Annotated in this window: 16 protein-coding genes and 1 pseudogene; 3 read left to right on the forward strand and 14 right to left on the reverse strand. The window is 63.3% G+C overall.

Annotated features, from left to right (window positions below):
- Positions 1-90: 90 nt before the first annotated feature.
- Positions 91-2,046, forward strand: coding sequence for an acetoacetate--CoA ligase (locus CD58_RS18755; protein ID WP_025214531.1), 1,956 nt, complete (start codon positions 91-93; stop codon positions 2,044-2,046).
- 151 nt (positions 2,047-2,197) lie between these two features.
- Here the strand turns inward: CD58_RS18755 and CD58_RS18760 are convergent, their stop codons facing one another.
- Positions 2,198-3,313: a PilT/PilU family type 4a pilus ATPase gene (locus tag CD58_RS18760; RefSeq protein WP_025214532.1), complete on the reverse strand. Its 1,116-nt coding sequence runs from the start codon at positions 3,311-3,313 to the stop codon at positions 2,198-2,200.
- 132 nt (positions 3,314-3,445) lie between these two features.
- Here CD58_RS18760 and CD58_RS18765 point away from each other — a divergent pair, with 132 nt between their 5' ends.
- Together CD58_RS18765 and CD58_RS18770 are read left to right on the forward strand one after the other, a co-directional pair.
- Positions 3,446-5,983 (forward strand): PAS domain-containing protein, encoded by a 2,538-nt coding sequence (locus CD58_RS18765; protein WP_025214533.1) that lies wholly within the window; start codon positions 3,446-3,448, stop codon positions 5,981-5,983.
- Positions 5,984-6,028: 45 nt separating this feature from the next.
- Positions 6,029-6,304, forward strand: a complete 276-nt coding sequence (locus CD58_RS18770; protein ID WP_019690952.1) for a peptidylprolyl isomerase — start codon at positions 6,029-6,031, stop codon at positions 6,302-6,304.
- Between the two features lie 152 nt (positions 6,305-6,456).
- Here the strand turns inward: CD58_RS18770 and CD58_RS18775 are convergent, their stop codons facing one another.
- The 13 genes and pseudogenes from CD58_RS18775 to cobN form a co-directional block, all read right to left on the reverse strand.
- A complete protein-coding gene (locus CD58_RS18775; RefSeq protein ID WP_025214534.1) occupies positions 6,457-7,380 on the reverse strand; it encodes a sugar kinase in 924 nt (307 codons plus the stop codon).
- 155 nt (positions 7,381-7,535) lie between these two features.
- The gene (locus CD58_RS18780; RefSeq protein ID WP_025214535.1) at positions 7,536-8,753 is read right to left on the reverse strand and encodes an amino acid deaminase; all 1,218 of its coding nucleotides are present in this window, start codon (positions 8,751-8,753) and stop codon (positions 7,536-7,538) included.
- Between the two features lie 41 nt (positions 8,754-8,794).
- Positions 8,795-9,559 carry an IclR family transcriptional regulator gene (locus CD58_RS18785; RefSeq protein ID WP_025214536.1) on the reverse strand — a complete coding sequence of 255 codons (765 nt, stop codon included), beginning with the start codon at positions 9,557-9,559 and terminating at the stop codon, positions 8,795-8,797.
- 199 nt (positions 9,560-9,758) lie between these two features.
- Entirely contained in the window at positions 9,759-10,145 is a 387-nt protein-coding gene (locus tag CD58_RS18790) for a RidA family protein (RefSeq protein WP_025214537.1), read from the reverse strand.
- Between the two features lie 25 nt (positions 10,146-10,170).
- Positions 10,171-10,962, reverse strand: a complete 792-nt coding sequence (locus CD58_RS18795) for an amino acid ABC transporter ATP-binding protein (RefSeq protein ID WP_025214538.1) — start codon at positions 10,960-10,962, stop codon at positions 10,171-10,173.
- Complete coding sequence (locus CD58_RS18800; protein ID WP_025214539.1) at positions 10,959-11,621, reverse strand: amino acid ABC transporter permease; 663 nt, start codon at positions 11,619-11,621, stop codon at positions 10,959-10,961. Before CD58_RS18800 ends, CD58_RS18795 begins: the two co-directional genes overlap by 4 nt.
- 9 nt (positions 11,622-11,630) lie before the next feature.
- Positions 11,631-12,293 (reverse strand): amino acid ABC transporter permease, encoded by a 663-nt coding sequence (locus tag CD58_RS18805; protein ID WP_014338685.1) that lies wholly within the window; start codon positions 12,291-12,293, stop codon positions 11,631-11,633.
- Positions 12,294-12,347: 54 nt separating this feature from the next.
- Entirely contained in the window at positions 12,348-13,196 is an 849-nt protein-coding gene (locus tag CD58_RS18810; RefSeq protein ID WP_025214540.1) for a transporter substrate-binding domain-containing protein, read from the reverse strand.
- A 384-nt stretch (positions 13,197-13,580) separates the two neighbouring features.
- Entirely contained in the window at positions 13,581-13,922 is a 342-nt protein-coding gene (locus tag CD58_RS18815; RefSeq protein ID WP_025214541.1) for a hypothetical protein, read from the reverse strand.
- Positions 13,923-13,977: 55 nt separating this feature from the next.
- Positions 13,978-15,624 carry a phospholipase D-like domain-containing protein gene (locus CD58_RS18820; RefSeq protein ID WP_025214542.1) on the reverse strand — a complete coding sequence of 549 codons (1,647 nt, stop codon included), beginning with the start codon at positions 15,622-15,624 and terminating at the stop codon, positions 13,978-13,980.
- A gap of 199 nt (positions 15,625-15,823) precedes the next feature.
- The gene (locus tag CD58_RS18825; protein ID WP_025214543.1) at positions 15,824-16,429 is read right to left on the reverse strand and encodes a vWA domain-containing protein; all 606 of its coding nucleotides are present in this window, start codon (positions 16,427-16,429) and stop codon (positions 15,824-15,826) included.
- A gap of 53 nt (positions 16,430-16,482) precedes the next feature.
- Complete coding sequence (locus tag CD58_RS18830; RefSeq protein WP_025214544.1) at positions 16,483-17,484, reverse strand: ATP-binding protein; 1,002 nt, start codon at positions 17,482-17,484, stop codon at positions 16,483-16,485.
- A gap of 174 nt (positions 17,485-17,658) precedes the next feature.
- Positions 17,659-21,431 (reverse strand): annotated as a pseudogene (gene cobN / locus CD58_RS18835) (cobaltochelatase subunit CobN).
- Positions 21,432-21,433: the final 2 nt, after the last annotated feature.

Genomic DNA, 21,433 nt, shown 5'->3' on the forward strand with positions numbered 1-21,433 from the left:
TACGCCGTCCAGCGGGAGCAAGCTCCCTCGCCACAAGAAGCACCTTGTGCTGCAATGCTTGTAAGCCCCATAAAAACAAGAGGCCCTCCCATGTCCGACATCCTCTGGCAACCCAGCCCCGAACGCATCGCCCAGTCGCGCATGAACGCCTTTCGCCGGTTCGTCAACGCACGGCATCACCTGCAACTGAGCGACTATCCGGCCCTGCACGCCTGGAGCATCGACCAGCGCGTAGCTTTCTGGCAGGCCATCGTCGACTTTTTCGAGATCCACTTTCACCAAGCACCCAGCGAGGTCCTGGTGGAAGGCCCGCAGATGCCCAGCGCCCAGTGGTTCCCGGGGGCGACCCTGAACTTCGCCGAACACCTGTTGCGCCGCCGCGACGAAGCCGTGGCGGTGGTCGCCATCGATGAAAACGGCGGCCAGGAACAACTGACCTGGGCCGAGCTCGCCGCCCACGTTGCCGGCCTGCAAAAAAGCCTGCAAGCCGCTGGCGTCAGCCAGGGCGACCGGGTGGCCGCGTGCATGCCCAACACCTGGCAGACGCTGGTGGGTATGCTCGCCACCACCAGCCTGGGGGCCATCTGGTCGTGCTCGTCGCCGGACTTCGGCACCCAGGGCGTCATCGACCGCTTCGGCCAGATCGAGCCCAAGGTGCTGATCACCTGCGCCGGTTACCGCTACGCCGGCAAGGTCATCGACCAGCGGGCCAAGGTCAATGAAATCCTCGAGCGGCTGCCGTCGTTGCAGCAGTTGATCGTGCTGCCCTATGCCCAGCCTGATGCACGTTCGGATGATTTCAGGACCCCAGCCAGCGTCGCGCTATGGGGTGACTTCTACCAAAGCGGCGGCGAACCGCAATTCATCGGTGTGCCCTTCGATCATCCGCTGTACATCCTCTACTCCAGCGGCACCACCGGCGTGCCGAAGTGCATCGTCCATGGCACCGGCGGCGTGTTGCTGCAACACGTCAAGGAACATGGCCTGCACGTCGACCTCGGCCCCGAGGATCGCTTGTTCTACTACACCACGTGCGGCTGGATGATGTGGAACTGGCTGGTGTCGGCCCTCGCCGTGGGCAGTGCGGTGGTGCTCTACGACGGCTCACCGTTTCATCCCGGCCCCGAGCGCCTGCTGGACCTGATCGACCAGCAGCGCATCAGCGTGTTTGGCACCAGTCCCAAATACCTCGCCGCCCTGGAAAGCCAGGGCCTGAAACCGCGACAAACCCATGACCTGGGCAGCCTGAAAACCCTCTTGTCCACCGGCTCGGCCCTGGCGCCCCACTGCTACGATTACGTGTACCGCGACTTCAAGGCCGACATTTGTTTGGCCTCGATGTCCGGCGGTACCGACATTGTGTCGTGCTTCGTCAACGGCAACCCGCTGGCACCAGTGCGCCGGGGCGAGATGCAAGGCAAGAGCCTGGGCATGGCGGTGCAGGTCTGGAATGAAGCCGGCCAAGCGGTCATCGGCGAGAAAGGCGAGCTGGTGTGCACCCGGCACTTCCCGGCGATGCCCATTGGCCTGTGGAACGATCCTCACCAGGAAAAGCTCCGTGCCTCCTACTTCGCCCAGTTCCCCGGCGTGTGGGCCCAAGGTGATTACGCCGAAGAGCTGCCCCACGGCGGCCTGTTGATCCATGGACGCTCCGACGCCGTGCTCAACCCCGGTGGCGTGCGCATCGGCACAGCGGAAATCTATCGGCAGGTGGAGAAGGTCGAGCAGGTGCTGGACAGCGTCGCCATCGGCCAGCAATGGCAGGGCGATGTGCGGGTGGTGCTGTTCGTGCGTCTACGCGAGGGCGTGACGCTGGACGAGGCGTTGGCGCAGCAAATCCGCCAGGTCATCCGCGCCAACACCACTCCACGGCATGTACCGGCAAAGATCCTGGCGGTCAGCGATATTCCGCGGACCATCAGCGGCAAGGTGGTCGAGTTGGCGGTGCGCAACGTGGTGCATGGCGAAGGGGTGAAAAACACTGATGCGCTGGCCAATCCGGAAGCGTTGGAGCAGTTTCGGGATCGGCCGGAGCTGGCTACCTGACGCTGGCTATCTGTTGGCCATGAGGGCCTCTTCGCGAGCAAGCTCGCTCCCACAAGGGGTCGGCTGTGAACACAGAAATTGCAGTCACCCTAGAACCCTGTGGGAGCGAGCTTGCTCGCGATGAACGATAACGCGGTCTGACTTTGAATGATCAATCCACCAACCCCCACTCCCCCGCCGCCGGGTCAGGTGGAGGCGCCGCGCCCGACTCGGCATGCAACTTCAAACGCAAGCGCAAGTTGTTCGCCGAGTCGGCGTTTTTCAAGGCTTCTTCCTCGTCGATCGCCCCCTCTACCACCAGGTTGAACAAGGCCTGGTCGAAGCTTTGCATGCCCAGCTCCTCTGACTTTTCCATAATCCCCTTGAGTTCGCCGAGCTCGTTGCGCCGGATCAAATCGGCCACCGTGGGCGAGCCCAGCATGACCTCCACCGCCGCCCGGCGCTGGCCGGTACGGGTGCGCACCAGGCGCTGGGAGACAAAGGCCTTGAGGTTGTTGCCCAGGTCATTGAGCAACTGCGGCCGGCGCTCTTCCGGGAAGAAGTTGATCACCCGATCCAGGGCCTGGTTGGCGTTATGGGCATGCAGCGTGGAAATCACCAGGTGCCCGGTGTCGGCGAAGGACAGCGCGTGTTCCATGGTTTCGCGATCACGGATCTCGCCGATCAGCACCACGTCCGGCGCCTGGCGCAAGGTGTTCTTCAAGGCGGCATGAAAACTGCGGGTGTCGACACCGACTTCCCGCTGATTGATGATTGATTTCTTGTGCCGATGGATATACTCCACCGGGTCTTCGATGGTGATGATGTGGCCGCTGCTGTTGCGATTGCGGTAATCGATCAGTGCCGCCAGGGACGTCGACTTGCCCGAGCCTGTCGCGCCAACGAACAGCATCAGCCCCTGTTTCTGCATAATGGTGTCCAGCAATACCCGCGGCAGCTTCAGGTCTTCGAAGCGCGGAATGTCCAGCTTGACGTTGCGTATCACCATGGACACGTCGTTGCGCTGCTTGAAAATATTCACCCGGAACCGCCCGACACCGGCCATGGAGATCGCCAGGTTCATTTCCAGTTCCCGATCGAACTCAAGGCGCTGTTCGGCGTCCATCAAAGACTCGGCGAGCCCGGCAATGTCGCCGACCTTGAATGCCTGGTTACCCAAGGGCTTGAGCACGCCCTCGAAACGCGCGCACGGTGGCGCGCCGGTGGACATGTAGAGGTCGGAGCCATCCTGGCTCGCCAGGATTCGCAACAAGGGATCGATTTCCATGGACTGAAACTTCCGCGAGACATCAATTGAAACAAGCTGACCTGAGCATGAAACCTTTCAGACCAACCCGCGCATACCTGCTTCAGAGGATAGTAGACGCCGAGGCAGTGACACGACTTCCAGGGGGCCACTATGAACGCAACACCCTCCGGCAGCGACATACAGCACCTGATTGCCCGATTGGACTGGGCCTCCAGCCCGCTGGGCGCTGCCGAAACCTGGCCGCAAAGCCTGCGCACCGCCGTGGACATCGTGCTCCACTCGCCGATGCCGATGGCCTTGCTGTGGGGCCCCCAACTGATCCATTTCTACAACGACGCCTTTGCCCGATTGGCCGGCGACAAGCATCCGCAGGCGTTTGGTCAGCCGACCCACACAGCCTGGCCCGAACTCAGGGACACCAGCGCACCGATTTATCGCAGCGTGTTGCAAGGCCGCACGCACAGCAGCCGCGATCAACAATGGCGCCTGCCCTTCGCCGGCCGCCTCTGCGACCTGTGGCTCGACCTCACCTACAGCCCCGTGCACGACGAAAGCGGTAGCGTCGCCGGCATCCTGGTCACTGCCCTGGAAACCAGCGAGCGGCGCCGACTCGCCCTGGAGTTCGAACGGCGCTCCGAGGCCAGCCTCAAGGCCCAGCACGAAAGCGAAGAGCGCCTGCAACTGGCCCTGGCCGCCACGGATGCGTTGGGCACCTGGGATTGGGACATCAGCGAAGACCGCTTCATTGCCGACGAGCATTTCGCCCTGCTGCATGGCGTCGATCCGAGCCTGTCGCGCCAGTTGCCCATCAGCGCCTATCTTGAGGGCGTGCACCCCGAAGACCGGGCGATGATCGCCCGCAGCATCAAGCACTGCATCACCCACGGCACCGAATATGCCGAGGAGTACCGTTTGCTGCAGCCCGACGGCGAGCTGCGCTGGGTGTTCGTGCGCGGGCGTTGCTACAAGGATCGCCATGGCCGGCCCAAGCGTTTTCTCGGCGCAGCCCTGGACCTGACCGAGCGCAAGCACACCGAGCAGGCCTTGCGCCAGAGCCAGACCGAGCTGCAACTGATCATCAATGCCATGCCGATCCTCATCAGTTATGTGGATCGCGAAGAGCGTTTCCGGCTGAACAACAGCGCCTACCTGGACTGGTACGGCCTGACGCCTGAGGAACTCTATGGCAAGACCGTCCGCGAAGTGCTCGGCGAGCAGGCCTACGCGGCTCGCGCCGAACAGATCGCCGGCGCCCTGGCCGGCAAGCCCTGCAGCTTCGCCGTGCAGTCGGATCATCGCGACGGTCGCCCACGCCATGCACTGATCAACTACCTGCCCCGCCACGGGTCGGACGGTGCGGTGAACGGTTTCTATATCTTTGTGATCGACGAAACCGAACGCAAGAAAACCGAGGAAGCCCTGCGTAACCTCAACGAAACCCTGGAAGAGCGAGTCATCGCCCGTACCCAGCAACTGGCCGAAGCCAACCAACGGTTGCAAAGCGAGATGTTCGAACGCGAGCGCGCCGAAGAAGCCCTGCGCCATGCCCAGAAAATGGAAGCCGTGGGCCAGCTCACAGGCGGCATTGCCCATGACTTCAACAACATGCTCACGGGCATTCTCGGCAGCCTCGATCTGATCCAGCGCTACATCGCCAACGGTCGCGCCGCCGAGATAGGTCGCTTCACCGAAGCAGCGGTGTCCTCGGCCAATCGCGCCGCCGCCCTCACCCATCGACTGCTGGCATTCTCCCGACGCCAGTCGTTGGACCGCAAACCCATGGACCCCAATCAGCTGGTGCACTCACTCGAAGATTTGCTGAGCCGCACCACCGGCGATCACATCGTGCTGCGGCTGCAACTGGCCGATGAGCTCTGGCCGGTGAGTACCGATGTCAGCCAGTTGGAAAACGCCTTGCTCAACCTGGTGATCAACGCCCGGGACGCCATGCCCGATGGTGGTGAACTGACCATCGAAACCGCCAATGTCTACCTCGACGGCAATGACATCAACACCCTGGAACCGGTGAAGGCCGGGGACTACGTGATGATTGCCGTCAGCGACAATGGCAGCGGCATGACGCCCTCCGTGCTGGCAAAGGCCTTCGATCCGTTCTTCACCACCAAGCCCATCGGCCAGGGCACCGGCCTGGGGCTCTCGATGATCTACGGGTTTGCCCAGCAGTCCGGTGGGCACCTCAACCTGGACAGTGTGCCAGGCCAGGGCACCCGGGTGCAGTTGTACCTGCCACGGCTGCACGTCGCGCCCACCGAACAGCCGGCGGCGTCAGTGGCTGTCGACGCGCCCGCGGCGATCGCCGGGGAAACCGTGTTGCTGGTGGAAGACGAACCGGCGGTGCGCATGCTGATACTCGATCTGCTGCATGCCCTGGGCTATACCGCCCTTCAAGCCCAGGATGCCAAGTCGGCCCTACCCCTGCTGGAGTCGGACCAGCGCATCGACTTGCTGGTAACCGACGTCGGTCTGCCGGGCATGAATGGCCGGCAACTGGCGGAGATCGCCCGCCAGCACCGGCCCGACCTGAAAGTGCTGTTCATGACCGGTTATGCGCAAAAAGCCGCCGAACGCCAGGGGTTCCTCGACCAGGGCATGGACCTGGTCGCCAAGCCTTTCACCCTCGATCTGCTGGCGACCAAGATTCGGACGATGATCAACCATGGCCCCTGACTTGAGGCATAATCCCCAGCCCGTTACGTTCAGGTCCGCGCTGCAATGAAAGCCCAAGCCCGCCATATCCTGGTGAAAACCGCCGAAGAAGCCGAACAGCTCAAGCAACGCATTGCCAAGGGCGAAGCCTTCGATGTGCTCGCCAAGAAGTACTCCACCTGCCCCTCCGGCAAACGCGGCGGCGACCTGGGTGAAGTGCGGCCGGGGCAAATGGTTGGCGCGATCGATGCAGTGATCTTCAAGAAGCCGCTGCGGGTGGTGCATGGGCCGATCAAGAGCAAGTTCGGCTATCACCTGGTGCAGGTGTTTTATCGGGATTGAAAAATGGTGGTGTGCTGCGAACACCATCCCTGTGGCGAGGGAGCTTGCTCCCGCTGGCCTGCGAAGCAGGCCCCAACAAACAGAAACGGCTGCTGCGCAGCCGAGCGGGAGCAAGCTCCCTCGCCACAGGACACATCCAACTTTCGGTATAGTCAGTCCTTGGGCATCAACGCCCCCGGCACCTGGATCACCCGGCTCGCCAACAAATGCCCCGCCTCGGCCGCCTCCTGCGGGCTGCCACCCAGCAAGCGGCTCGCCAGGTACGCAGCACTGAATGAATCTCCCGCCGCCGTTGTGTCCACCACGCGCTCGACCCGTTGAGCGGGAATTTCATAAGACACGCCATCGCAACGAATCAGACACGCCTCGGCGCCGCGCTTGAGCACCACTTCCGGCGTACCGAATTGCGCATAGGCGGCGAACACCGCCTCACTGTCGGCATAGCCGAACAGCGCCTGCTCGTCGTCCACCGTCAACAGCGCCAGTTCCACGTAAGGCAGAACGCTGCGATAGACCGCGCGGGCCGCTTCGACTGATGCCCAGAGCCTGGGTCGGTAGTTGTTGTCGAACACCACCTGAGCCCCGCGCCGGCGCGCTTCGATCAAGGTTTCGATGAGTTTGCCCCGGCCCTGTTCGCCGAGTACCGCCAGGGTCACGCCGCTGAAATACAGCACATCGTAATCCAGCAACGCAGCCAGGATCGGCCCGGCGGCCGGGGTGGTAAAGCAATCGCGCACCGCCGCCTCGTTGCGCCAGTACAAAAACCGCCGCTCCCCCGCCGCATCGGTCTGGATGCAATACAAACCCGGCAAGCGGCCGGGTAAACGCTGAACCCGTTCCAGGCCGATGTTTTCCGCTGCCCAGCTTTGGCACATGGCATCGCTGAAACTGTCGTCGCCCAGGGCGGTGACATAATCCACCGAGCCGCTGTCACCCAAGGCCCGGGCCAGGTACACCGCGGTGTTCAGGGTGTCGCCGCCGAAGCTTTGCAGCAGGCTGCCGTCGACGCGTTGTTGCAGTTCGATCATGCATTCGCCGATCAGGGCGATGCGGGGTTTTGGGTTGGGTGTACTCATAGATGATCCTGGGATTTCGGTGGTGTTTTACAGGCCGTCTTCGCGAGCAAGCTCGCTCCCACAGGGGGATTTTTGGCGAACACAAACTCTGTGTTCAGACCTGTCCAAATGTGGGAGCGAGCTTGCTCGCGATAGCCGCGACGCGGTCTTAAGCCCTAGAAACAAGTCTCCATGCTCTCCACCACCCGCAACCCCTCATCCACCAGGCACCCCACCCGCCATTTGTCGAACGTCAGGCACGGATGCGAAGTACCGAACGAAATAATATCCCCCACCCGCAACTCAACTCCCGGCGCCACGGTCATGAACGCATGCTGGTCCATCACCGCTGTCACCTTGCAGGTGCCCACGTCCTCACCCACCACCGAGTCCGAACCCGGTTTATAGCGCTTGAGCGGCACCGGCAAGCCGGCGTCGTAGGCGACGTCGCGCTTGCCCAGGGCGATCACCGCAAAGCCTGGTTCCGGCAGCGATTGCACATGGGCCCAGACTTCCAGGGCCGGACGCAGGCCTTCGTGCAGGTCGTTGCGCCGCTCCAGCACGCAGCACTGGGCCTCTTTGTAGATGCCGTGGTCATGGGCCACGTAACTGCCGGGACGCAGCACGCTGAGGAAACGCCCGTGGGCATTCCGGGCTTCGAAGGATTCGGCGATCAGGTCGTACCAGGCCGAACCCGAGGCGGTGATGATCGGCTTGTCGATGGCGAACGCGCCGCTGTCCTGCAACTGCACCGCCAGCCCCACCAAAGACGCTGCAAAGGCGCGGATGCCACTGATGGCGTGGTCACCATGGATCACCCCTTCGTAGCCTTCAATGCCGGTCAACGCCAGCGCCGGTTGCGCCCGGATCGCCTCGGCCAGGGCCAACACCTCGGCCTCGCTCCGGCAACCACAACGGCCACCGACTACGCCGTACTCGATCATCACGTTCAGCTTCATACCGCGCGAGGCGAAGAACGCTCCCAGGTCGGCGACGTTGTCCGGATGATCGACCATGCAATGGAATTCGAACGCCGGGTCGGCCAGCAGATCGGCGATCAGGGCCATGTTCGGCGTGCCCACCAGTTGGTTGGCCATCAGCACCCGGCGTACGCCGTGGGCGTAAGCGGCACGGGTCTGCACGGCAGTGGCGAGGGTCAGGCCCCAGGCACCGGCATCGAGTTGGCGGCGAAACAGCGCCGGGGTCATGCTGGTCTTGCCGTGGGGCGCCAGTTCGGCGCCACTGTCGGTGACGAACGCTTGCATCCAGCGAATGTTGTGCTCCAGCGCCGCGCGATGCAGCACCAGCGCCGGCAGGCTGACGTCCTTGAGCAGGTGGGCGCCGACGGCGGCCGCGCCCTTCTCTATGTCAGCATTGGAAATGGCAGAAGACATGTTCGAACTCCTCGCACGCGGCCGCTTGCAGCCGCGACTATCTATTCATTGATGCGCCGGGCCAGGTTGTTGGCGCTTTCGATCAGCACCCGGCGGTAGTCGGCGTAATTGTTCCTGGCATCGGCCCTTGGGGCGACAATGCACAGGGTCGCGATGGCCACGCCGCTGGGGTCTTTGACCGGGGCGGCGAAGCAATGGGTGAAGGTGTCGGCGACGCTGTCGAACGAGAAAAACCCGTCGAGGCCGGCCTGGCGGATTTCCTTGAGGAATTGCTCGAGGGGCAGGCGCTCACCGTCCGGCAGGATGAAGTCGTCGGGGTCAATCAAATCGACAATTTGCTGGTCACTCAAATGTGCCAGCAGCAGGCGACCGGACGCCGTCCAGGGAATCGGCGCGTTTTCGCCAATGTCCGATGAAATGCGGAAATGCCGCTCGCCCTCCTTCATCAACGCCACGGTGTATTTGCGCCCATTGAGCAGGCACATCTGTGCGGTTTCCCGGGTCTGGCTGACGATCTCCTGCAAGGCGTGGTCGGCCTCGCGACTCAGGTCGAAATGCCGCAGGTGTGCCTGCCCGAGAAAATACAACTGGCGGCCCAGGTAGACGTGACCTTCCTTGCCCACCGGTTCGAGGATGCGCCGCTCCAGCAGCGACGCCACCAGTTCATAGACCGTGGACTTGGGGCTGCCGATGCCGCTGGCAATATCGTTCGGGCGCAGCGGCTGGCCGATTTCCTTGAGGAAATCGAGAATATCGAACGCCCGATCCAGTCCCCGGGCCCGGCGTTTGATGGTGTCTTCGGTCATGTTTTCGGTTCCCAATCAGTTCGCCGCGAGTGTAACCAGACTGCAAGCTGACCACAGCTCCTTGTGGCGAGGGGATTTATCCCCGCTGGGCTGCGAAGCAGCCCCAACAAGCCAATGCGCTGTGCCAGGCAGGATCGCAATCAGCCTCACCAGGGCAGCTCTGCAGCCCAGCGGGGATAAATCCCCTCGCCACAGGTGATCACTTTTTCTTGTAGGCCACACAATCGATCTCGACCTTGCAATCGACCATCATGCTCGCCTGCACACAGGCCCGGGCCGGGGCGTGTTCAGGGCTGAAGTACTCGCTGAACACCTTGTTGAAACTCCAGAAATCCCGCGGATCATCCAACCACACGCCGCAGCGCACCACGTCCTTGAGCTCGTAACCGGCCTCTTCGAGAATCGCGATCAGGTTCTTCATGGTCTGGTGCGTCTGCTCAACGATGCCGCCGACAATGATCTCGCCGTTCACCGCCGGCACCTGACCGGACACATGCAACCAGCCATCGGCCTCCACGGCGCGGGCGAATGGCCGTGGCTGACCGCCGCCTGCGGAGCTGCCGGTGCCGTAGCGCGTAATGCTCATGGGTGTTTCTCCTTACTGAATAAAATTAAAAACGAGTGTTCTTGAGGAATTCCGCCAGCCGCGGCGACTGCGGCCGCTCGAACAACTCTTTCGGTGGCCCCTGCTCTTCGATGCGACCCTGGTTCATGAACACGATCTTGTCCGACACCTCGAAGGCAAAGCGCATTTCGTGGGTCACCAGCAGCATGGTCATGCCGTCTTCGGCCAGCCCCTTGATCACGTTCAGCACTTCGCCCACCAGCTCCGGGTCCAGGGCCGAGGTGACTTCGTCGAACAGCATCAGGCTGGGGTTCATGGCAATCGCCCGGGCAATCGCCACGCGCTGCTGCTGGCCGCCAGACAACTGACCGGGGAAGTGATTGCGCCGTTCCAGCAGGCCGACCCGCTCCAGCCATTTCTCGGCCAGGGCCACCGCTTCGTCCTTGGGCAGTTTTTTCACCTTGAGCAGACCCAGGGTGACGTTCTGCAACGCGGTCAAATGCGGGAACAGGTTGAATTGCTGGAAGGCCATGCCGGTCATGGCACGATGCCGGGCGATGACTTTTTCGGCGTGGCGCACGCGCTTGCCGTCGACGTCGTCATAGCCGATGGATTCGCCGTCGAGCATGATCTGCCCGCCCTGGAATTCTTCGAGCATGTTCACGCAGCGCAGCAGCGTGGTCTTGCCCGAACCGCTGGAGCCGATCAACGTGACCACATTGCCGCGCTGCATGCTCAGGTCCACGCCCTTGAGCACTTCCACCGGGCCGTATTGTTTGCGCAATCCGCGAATGTCCAGCAGCGGCTGGGTGTTGGAAGGAGTCGAAACGTCAGTCATGGCAAGGCCACCCGCTTTTCAATGTGCCGCCCGAGCAATTCGATGGCGTAATTGATGATGAAAAAGAGAAAACCAGCGAACAGGTAAAACTCCAGGGTCATGAAGGTCCTGGCGATGATCTGCTGGGTGCTGAGCAGCAGTTCGGCCACGCCGATCACCGACAGCAGCGTCGAGGCCTTGACGATCTCGGTGGAGGAATTGACCCAGGTCGGCAAGATCTGCCGCAACGCCTGGGGCAACAGCACATAGCCCAGCGACTGGTAGAACGTCAGGCCGATGGCCTGGCTCGCTTCCATCTGCCCACGGGGCAACGCCTGCAAGGCACCGCGCACGATCTCGGCCACGTGGGAGCCGCAGAACAGCGTCAGGCCCAGCACGCCGGCCTGGAACGCGCCGATCTGCCAACCCAGGGCCGGGGCCATGTAGAAGCAGGCCAGCACCAGCACGAACACCGGCGTGCCGCGAATCAGGTCGACGTAGAAGCGAAACGGCGCACGCATCCAGACCCGGCCGTAAGTCAGCACCAGCCCTGCGACCAAGCCGATCAACGTGCCCAACACAATTGCCAGCACCGAACACTGCACGCTGGTGAGAAAACCGGCCCACAAGGTGTCCCGGGCGACCCATAACTCATGCAACCAACTGGGGGATTCGTACATGGGACACTCCTAACGGCGGATCGCCAGGCGCTGCTCGAAATACCGCAGCAGCATGGCAATGAGGTAACAGGCCGCGACATACAGGGCCGTGGTCACCAACCAGGTTTCGATCACCCGGTAGCTCTCCACGTTGATCTTGCGGGCGTAATAGGTCAGCTCCGGCACGGCAATCGCCGCCGCCAGGGAGGTGTCCTTGAACAGCGAAATGAAGTTGTTCGACAGGGCCGGCAACACGTTGCGCAGCATCACCGGCACGGTAACGTAGGCCTTCACTTGCCACTCGCCCAGGCCGATGGCCAAGCCCGCCTCCCGCTGCCCCTTGTGAATGCTCAATAACCCACCGCGAAACACTTCGGTGAGGTAGGCCCCGGCATACAACGAGAGGGTGATGACGAACGACGGCAGCTTATCCAGGCGAATGCCCAGGCTCGGCAAGGCGAAGTAAATCAACAGGATCAGCACCAGGATCGGCGTATTGCGGATCACCGTGACATACACCGACGCCAGCACCCGCAGGACCCGATGCTTGCTCAGCAGCGCGAACGCCATCGCCAGGCCGATCACGCAACCGATGGCGATCGACACCAGCGCCAGGGAAAGCCCCAGGCCGAGCCCCGCCAGCAAAGTGTCGAAATCGCGCCAGACGGCGGCAAAGTTCAACTGATAATTCATGGTCGGCAGTACCTTCGCCAGGGCGCCCTCAAGCGGCGCCCCGGGCTCACAGGGTCATTTGAATTCAACAGGGAAACCAATCGCCGGCGACGGCAGCTCGACGCCGAACCACTGCTTGAACGATGCGGCGTAGGTGGGGAATTCCACGCCGGTCATGGCTTCATGCAAGGTGGTGTTGACGAAGTTCAGCCAGTCCTGGTCGCCGCGCTTGACCGCGCAGGCATAGGTTTGCGGGCTCCAGGCGTAGGCCGGGCTGCGATAACGGCCGGGGTTCTGCACCATCAAGTACTTGACCGAGGATTGGTCAGTGGCGGCAGCATCGGCGCGACCGGAGTTCACCGCCTGGTACATCAGGTCGACGCTGTCGTACTGGTCGACCTTGGCCTTGGGCAATGCCTGGTGCACCAACTCTTCAGCGTAGACGTTTTGCAGCACCGCCACGGTGACGCCGTCGCCGCCGGCCTTGAGGTCTTCGATTTCCTTGTACTTGCTGTTGGCCGGCAGCAGCAGGCCCACCCCTTCGCGGTAGTACGGCAGGGTGAACGCCACTTGCTGGGCGCGGCTGGCGGTGACGGTGATGAACTGGCAGCTCATGTCGACCTTGTCGGTCAGCAGGTTGGGAATCCGCGCATCGGACGACTGCACCACGAACTCGACCTTCTCCGGGTCATTGAACAGGCCCTTGGCGACCATTCGTGCGATGTCGATATCAAAACCCTGCAACTTGCCATCCGCTCCCTGGAAGTGCCACGGCGCATTGGTGCTGCCCGTGCCCACGATCAATTTCCCACGTTGCAGCACGCTGTCCAGCTTGCTGTCGGCCGCCTGGGCGACCCCCACGGCAGCCACCGTGGCCGCGAAGAGAAAAACACATGTTTTGAACAAGGAAGGTCGGCGTTGCATGGCAAGCACTCCAGGATGAGTTTATTCCGCTATACCGGAACATGGTATGTAACAACGGAATAGACAGCAGAAAGTGTGCCACAGGATTGATGCCCACGGGTCAGGAAAATGGAAAGTCAAGGAAATCAGGGAGATGGGAAAACAGACCCGCGGACGCCGGCGCTCGCATGTGAATGCTGTTGCTACCGTTAGCTACGACGCACGGGTAATAAGGCCCCAAACCGGGTACTCGCGCACCGAAACGGAGCCACTCTGGAGTTGTAGATGGATACTGTGGGAGCGAGCTTGCTCGCGATAGCCGTAGATCAGTCAATGTTGATGTTGAATGACCCGACGCTATCGCGAGCAAGCTCGCTCCCACCATTGTTCGGCGGTGTGCCTGGTCTATTTGCGCTTGTAGCTCTTGCTGCCGCCAGGCGTGAGGCAATAGACCCCACCCCGGGGGCCGACGCAGTAATTGCCACTCCCGCATTGGCAACCGTCGGCGGACTTGAGCAACGACTGCGGCCGAGCCTCGTTCCGAAGCCCCAGCACAGCGGAACAGGACTTCTTCGAAGCACTGATTGAGCCGTCATTGCAGAGGAAGGTATCTCCGTCACACCCGGCGATCCCGCCCTTGCGCCCGGAACACGGTTGATTGGCGGCAAGGGCCGAAGTGCCCAGGGCCAACAACAGGATCGCGACACAGGTGCGAACTAAAGCGGACGTTCCGTGACACAGTTTCATGGCAGCTTCCTGGCTGATAGATGGCCCTACGATATCATCGGATCATCTGCTGCGCCTAACGCCCGCAAAACCTCACCCTGGACAACATCCGCAAATCCCCCTCGCGGTAATAGTCATCGCTCCAACTGTCATCCACCGCCAGCGGCTTGACCTGCTTGAGCGCGAGTTTTTTCGCGAAGTAGCGGAAGCGGTAGTGCTCATAGAAACGCAGCAATTCCAATCCGTAGCGGTCGGCCAGGTGGGTGTCGCCCTGGATGATCAGGTAGTTCTCGTCGTTGCCGCTGCTGGCGGCGGCGCTCAGGTTGTGGCTGCCGCTGATGATGGTTGGCGTGTCGCTGGTGAAGTCGGTGACGATGGCCTTGGTGTGGACCAGCAGGTTGCCCTTCTGGCCTTTCATGGTTTCCTTGAGCCAGCCTTCCAGGCCGGTGTTGAGCAGTGCGGTGGCGGCGAATTCGGCGGTGCGGTCGGCATGGAAGCCGGTGATGCGGCTCTTGGTGTTTTGCAGGCCGTAACGCAGCACGTCGTCATTGGGTTGGCCGAGCACGGCATCCAGAATCCGGTCGGGCAAGACGAATGCGGTGACGAACAACAGATCTTTTCGAGCCGCATTGATGATGTCGACGAAGCGGTCCAGGTCGCCCTCTCCCGTGCGTGGCGAAAAACCGATGAACAACGGTTCTTCCGGGACCATGGGATTGTTCTGATTGACCCACTCACGGGTGGTCCCGACGTCCTGCGGTACGGCCCAGATCTGCTCGAACACCTGGCGATAGCTGTCGCTCACCCGCGGATCGTCCAGCACGTGGACGACGTTGGCCTGGCGGTAGACGCCGTTGGCGGTGAAGTTGGTACTGCCGCAGAGCACCGCCTCCGGTTGTAACGCACCGCTGCCATCGACCTTGCTCAACACAATGAACTTGTCGTGGAAAATATTGTGGGTGACCCGCCCGCGCTTGTTGGCCGCCGGAATTTTTTCGAGGTTGGCTTCGTTGCGCAGCGTGGTGTCGTCGCCTGGCTCGGCATGGTAAAGCACGCGAACCTGGGCGCCGCGCGCATGAGCGGCGTTGACCGCGTCGACGATCGCCGGCAATTCGTATTCATAGATGGCGACGTCCAGGGCCCAGCTGGCATCCAGCGCCCGGTCGATGAAACCGGTCAAGCGCCCCAGCAAGCCATTTTCCAACCAACGGCGCGGGGCATCGGGCCAGTCATCGATGGACAGGTTTTTGTTGGCGCTAATCAACGCGTCCACTTCGGGAAACTTGCGCTGGAACGCCTGGCTGGCGGCCACGGCCCGATTGAATATCACTCGCTGGTTGGTTGGCTGACCGTCGTCGCTGGTGACCGTGACTGCCAGGGATTCCCCCAGCTGCGGCGCGTCGGGGCTGCCATAGGCCAGGTGCACGCGGTAATGGATCGTCACGCCAGGGTTGACGGCGTAGTCGGCCCAACGAAATTTCTGCAACGGTGCCTTGTCACTGGGGGTGGCATGGAACTGGGGAAACGTGTGGGCCTTGTCGGGGAAGGTCAGGCTGTTGAACAGGAACAACCAGGGTTTGTCGCCCTGCTGCTTCTCGATGGCAAAGCCCAGCAACCCCTTGCGCCGGGGTTCGGCCAGGTCCATGGCAAGCAGCACGCCGTTGGTACCGGCATAGGCCTTGACCCGAAAATCGTCCTGGGGGTTGGTGACGAGTACGCGCATGGTTCACTCCTGTGACGGGCTGCCTGAGCATAGTGCAGTGATGCGGGTCAGGTGGGCAGGTCATTGGAACCGAGGGGATGCCATCGCGAGCAAGCTCGCTCCCACAGGGGGCCGGGGTATTCATCATTCATGTGTTCACAACAAAACCCGTGTGGGAGCGAGCTTGCTCGCGATGGGGCCCTGACAGTCACAGAGCCTCTCAATCAGCCTCATCGATATGCCGATACTCAGCCCCCAACCGCCCCGCCAACTGCCGGGCCCGGCCCAGGCGGATCGGGCCGCGTTCGATGTCGATCAACAGGCACGGGCACTCCAGGAATGGCAGTGACAGACCCTCTTTGACACGCCCATCGGTCATCACCAACACCCGCTGTTGCTCCGCCGGGAAGCGCTTGCGCCGGGCCGTCAACCAGCGGCCGGCCTCGTTCAGCGCCGCCAGCAACGGTGTACCGCCGCCGGCGCCGAGTCCATCGAGCCAATCCCGCAGCCCGGCTGAGGCCTTGAGCCCTTGCACCTGCCAAGTCGGGACGGTGCCGCTGGCGGTCAACAGCGCCAAACGGGCCCGTTGCCGGTAGGCGTCGTCGAACAGTTGCGCCAACAAACCTTTGCCGTCACTCAAGGCGCGATGCCGACGGGTCGAGGCCGAAGCATCGACGACGACCAGCCACAGCTCATGGAACGAGCGCTGGCGGCTGTGAAAACGCAGGTCTTCATGCCGGCGGGGACGACCATTGAGCAAGGTACCCGGCCAGTTCACCGCACCGCTGGCCGCCGCTTTGCTCCGGCCCTGGCGTCCCTGCTCCAATTGTCCTGCACGGGGTCTGGCATTCGCCCCCGCCGTTGAACGAGGGCGAATGCCTAGGGCTTTTTTGGCCAGCTCGGCACGTCACGCCGGGCACCGGTCGGCTGTGCCCGGGCCGGCAGGTCACCCCATTGGCCTTGGCCTTCGTTGGGCTTGGCCGTTTCATTCGCAGCCGTTTGCGGCGCCTGGGACGACGCAGGTGCCGAGTGCCCGTGTCGCCGATGGCGCAAGGCAAACTCGGCGACCGCATCAATGTCTTCATCGGCAATCGCATCCGCTCCGCGCCAGGCGGCATGGGCCCGGGCCGCCCGCAGCCAGACCAGGTCGGCGCGCAAGCCATCGACCCCGGCGGCAAAGCAGCGCTCGGTGATTTGCGCTAGCGTCGCATCATCCAAGGCAATCCCGGCCAACCGATTGCGCGCCTGCTGGCAGCGTTCACGCAGCTGTTGCTGGGTCACCTCCCACTCCGCGCAGAACGCCGCCGGATCACTGTCGAAATCCAGCCGCCGACGAATGATCTGCCCGCGCTCAGCCGGTGCGGTGTGACCGTCGAGGGCCACGTTCAAACCGAAACGGTCGAGCAACTGCGGGCGCAGTTCGCCCTCTTCCGGGTTCATGGTGCCGATCAGCACAAAGCGCGCCGCATGCCGATGGGAAATACCGTCACGCTCGATCAGGTTGGTACCGCTGGCGGCCACGTCCAGCAGCAGGTCCACCAGATGATCGGGCAACAGGTTCACTTCATCGACGTACAACACGCCACCGTCGGCCTTGGCCAGCACGCCGGGAGAGAACTGCGCTCGCCCTTCCCCGAGGGCAACGTCCAGATCGAGGGTGCCCACCAAGCGTTCCTCGGTGGCACCCAAGGGCAAGGTGATGAACTGACCGCTGGCCAGCAGATCCGCCAGCCCCCGGGCCAAGGTGGACTTGGCCATGCCACGCGGGCCTTCTATCAACACGCCGCCGATTTTCGGATCGATCGCGGCCAGGCACAGGGCCAGTTTCAGGTCATCGGCGCCGACCACGGCGGAGAGGGGGAAATGGGGGGTGTGGGTCATGTTGCAGGCCTCATGAATGTGCGAGGTTCCCCTGTGGCGAGGGAGCTTGCTCCCGCTGGGGCGCGAAGCGGCCCCCAGAACCTGAGGTCCCAGTGCCCTTCCAGGAAGACGACTGCTGCGCAGCCGAGCGGGAGCAAGCTCCCTCGCCACAAGTGCGCGTCTGTAGTCCTCATTTCAACCCTCCTCCTCGATGTCCAACAACAAATTCTCCAACGCCTCGCGATACTCACCCGGCTCCTGCCACATCCCCCGCTGCTGCGCTTCGAGCATGCGCTCGGTCATGTCCCGCAGGGCGTCTGGGTTGTGCTGGCGGACGAAATCCCGGGTGTCCGGGTCGAGCAGGTAGGCATCAGCCAGCAAAGCGTACTGGTGATCGTCAATCAGCTGCGTGGTAGCGTCGAAGGCGAACAGGTTGTCCACCGTCGCCGCCAGTTCGAACGCGCCTTTATAGCCGTGACGCTTGACCCCGTCGATCCACTTCGGATTGGCCGCGCGGGAACGGATGACGCGGTTGAGTTCTTCTTTCAGCGTGCGGATCCTGGGCAGATCCGGCTGGCTGTGATCGCCATGATAGCTGGCCGCGGTTGCCCCGCTGAGGGTCTCCACCGCCGCCAGCATGCCGCCTTGGAATTGGTAGTAATCGTTGGAATCGAGCAGGTCGTGCTCGCGGTTGTCCTGGTTCTGCAACACCGCTTGCACCTGGCTCAGACGCCGAGAGAACTGTTCCCGGGCGGCGGTGCCTTCATCGCTGCCGCCGTAAGCGTAGCCACCCCAGTTCAGGTACACCTCGGCCAGGTCTTCGCGACTCTGCCACAGGCGACCGTCGACAGCGCCCTGCACGCCCGCGCCATAGGCTCCGGGCTTGGCGCCGAAGATCCGCCAGCCGGCCTGGCGTGCCGCCGCTTCTGGCTCCAGGCCCGACGCCAACAAGGCTTCGCGTTCGCCACGGACCTTGGCCGCCAAGGGGTTCATGTCGTCCGGCTCATCCAGGGCGGCGACGGCCTGCACCGCCGCATCGAACAGCCGGATCAGGTTGGCGAAGGCATCCCGGAAGAACCCGGAGACCCGCAGCGTGACATCGACCCGCGGCCGGTCCAGCAGGCTCAACGGCAGGATCTCGAAGTCATCGACCCGCTGGCTGCCCGTGGCCCACACCGGACGCACGCCCATCAGCGCCATGGCCTGGGCAATATCATCGCCGCCAGTGCGCATGGTGGCGGTGCCCCACACCGACAGGCCGAGCTGGCGCAGGTGATCGCCGTGGTCCTGCAAGTGCCGTTCAAGGATCAGGTTCGCCGATTGGAAACCGATGCGCCACGCCGTGGTGGTGGGTAGGTTGCGCACGTCCACCGAGAAGAAATTGCGCCCGGTGGGCAGCACGTCCAGACGTCCGCGACTCGGCGCACCGCTAGGGCCGGCCGGCACGAAGCGCCCGTTCAATGCATCGAGCAGGCCACGGATTTCCGCCGGCCCGCAGGCGTCCAGGCGCGGGCCACGACAGTGCGCAGGTTTTCGATGATGCTGCTCACCTCCTCCCAGCCCGGCGCGTCGAGCTGCTCGACCGTGCCGTCCAACGCCTGATCGATCAACTGGGCTGCGAACAGCTCCAGGCGCTCGCGCGTATCACCAGCGGTGCGCCAAGGCTCGTCGCTGACCCGACGCAAGGCCACGGGGCAATCACCCGCCCAAGACTCAGCCAGGGCGCAATCCAGCGGATCGAAGCCCAGCCCGAACGCCTTGGCCAGCGCCCGCAGCAGGCTCGACTGCGCGCCCTTGCCGTCGCCCCGAGGAATGCGCAACAGCGCCAGCAGGGTGTCGATGCGCAGACGACCGCTGGGCGATTCACCAAAAATGTGCAGGCCGTCGCGGATCTGCGACTCCTTCAAGTCGCACAAGTAAGTGTCCAGGCGCGGCAGCCAGAGGGCGGCGTCGGCGTCGCTGTCGAGGGCCGCGTCGAGTTGCAGCTCGCGGTCGATGTGCGTCTCGCGCACCAGGTTGAGGATGTCCCGTTGCAGTTCCCGGGCGCGGCGCGGATCGAGCAATTGCGCCTCGTAGTATTCGTCGGCCAGCAGCTCGAGGTTGCGCAGCGGTCCGTAGGTTTCGGCGCGGGTCAGCGGCGGCATCAAATGGTCGATGATCACCGCCTGGGTGCGACGCTTGGCCTGGGCGCCCTCGCCCGGATCGTTGACGATGAACGGATAGATGTTCGGCAGCGGCCCCAGCAGCGCGTCCGGCCAGCAGCTCTCCGACAGCCCGACGCCCTTGCCCGGCAGCCACTCAAGGTTGCCGTGCTTGCCGACGTGGATCACTCCGTGCACGCCGTAGGTGTTGCGCAACCAGAAATAAAACGCCAGGTACCCGTGGGGCGGCACTAGATCCGGGTCGTGGTACACCGCACTGGGATCGACTTGATAACCCCGGGCCGGCTGGATCCCGATAAACGTCAGGCCCAGGCGCAGGCCGGCGACCATCAGGCGACCGTCACGGAACATCGGATCGTTCTCGGGCGAGCCCCAGCGCTCCAGCACCGCTTGGCGATTGGCCTCGGGCAGCGCGTCGAACATGGCCTGGTAGGCATCGAGGGCCAGGCTCTGGTGACACGGACGCAGGTCGAGGCTGTCCAGATCGTTGCTGACTCCGCCGAGCAACTGCTGGATCAGCGCGGTGCCGCTCCCAGGCAAATCAGCCGGCAGTGGATAGCCCTCGGCCTGCATGGCCCGCAGGATGTTCAACGCCGCCGCCGGGGTGTCCAGGCCGACGCCGTTGCCGATGCGACCGTCCCGGGTCGGGTAGTTGGCGAGGATCAACGCCACACGTTTTTCTGCGTTGGGCAAACGCGCCAATGTTGTCCAGCTCCGGGCCAGCTCGGCGACGAAATCCATGCGCTCAGGCACGGCCCGATAGCAAACCACGTCGCTCTGGCTGCGCTCGCTGCGCCAGGCCAGGTCCTTGAAGCTGATGGGGCGGCTAATGATCCGCCCGTCCAGCTCCGGCAAGGCAATGTGCATCGCCAGGTCTCGCGGGCCCAGGCCCTGTTCGCTGGCGCGCCAGCCCGGTTCGTTGTCCTGGGCGCAGATCGCCTGGATCACCGGGATGTTGCGCCGGAACGGCCGCAGATGCGGCGCCTCAGGGCTGGATTGGGCGAAGCCGGTGGTGTTGAGGATCACCCCGGCTTCCACCCCATCCAGCCAGTCTTCGACCAGCGCCAGGCAACCGGGCTCCTTGAGGCTCGCCACGGCAATCGGCAGCGGATTGAGCCCCGCCGCTTGCAGGCGCTGGCAGAACACGTCGATGAACGCGGTGTTCGCCGCTTGCAAGTGGGAGCGATAGAACAGCACCGCCGCCACCGGTTGTCCGGCCTGCCAGTCGGCTTGCCAATCGTCGAGGCTGGCGTTGGTTTTTCCGGGATGGTAGATCGCCGTGCGCGGCAGGACTTGCGGCTCGGCCCAGGGATAATCGCGGCCGAACCATTGGCTGGCGAGGTTATGGAACAGGTCCAGGGCATTGCCCAGTCCGCCCTGGCGCAAAAACTGCCAGAGCCGGTCGCGGTCCTCGAAGGGCACGTTGCTCAGGTCGCTGAGCTCCGGGTCCGGACGATCGTCCCCGGGCACCAGAATCAGCTTCACCCCGCGCCCGGCCAGTTCCATCAGCCGTTCAATGCCATAGCGCCAATACCCGATGCCGCCGTGCAGCGACAACAGGATGACCTTGGCGTGACGCAGCACGTCTTCGAAGTACAGGTCCACCGAGGCGTGGTTCTGCACCTGCATCGGGTTGGCGAGGCGAAACTCGGGATAATCGCCCGGCAATTGCTTCGCCGCTTCGGCCAGGAGCGCCAGGCTGGAATCGCCGCTGCACAGAATCACCAGCTCGGCAGGGGTTTGCCCCAGGTCGGCAATGTTGTCATCCGACACGAAACCGCCGGGCTGGGTCCTGAGCAGGTGCATGG

This window comes from Pseudomonas brassicacearum, from assembly GCF_000585995.1.
GTDB lineage: Bacteria > Pseudomonadota > Gammaproteobacteria > Pseudomonadales > Pseudomonadaceae > Aquipseudomonas > Aquipseudomonas brassicacearum_A.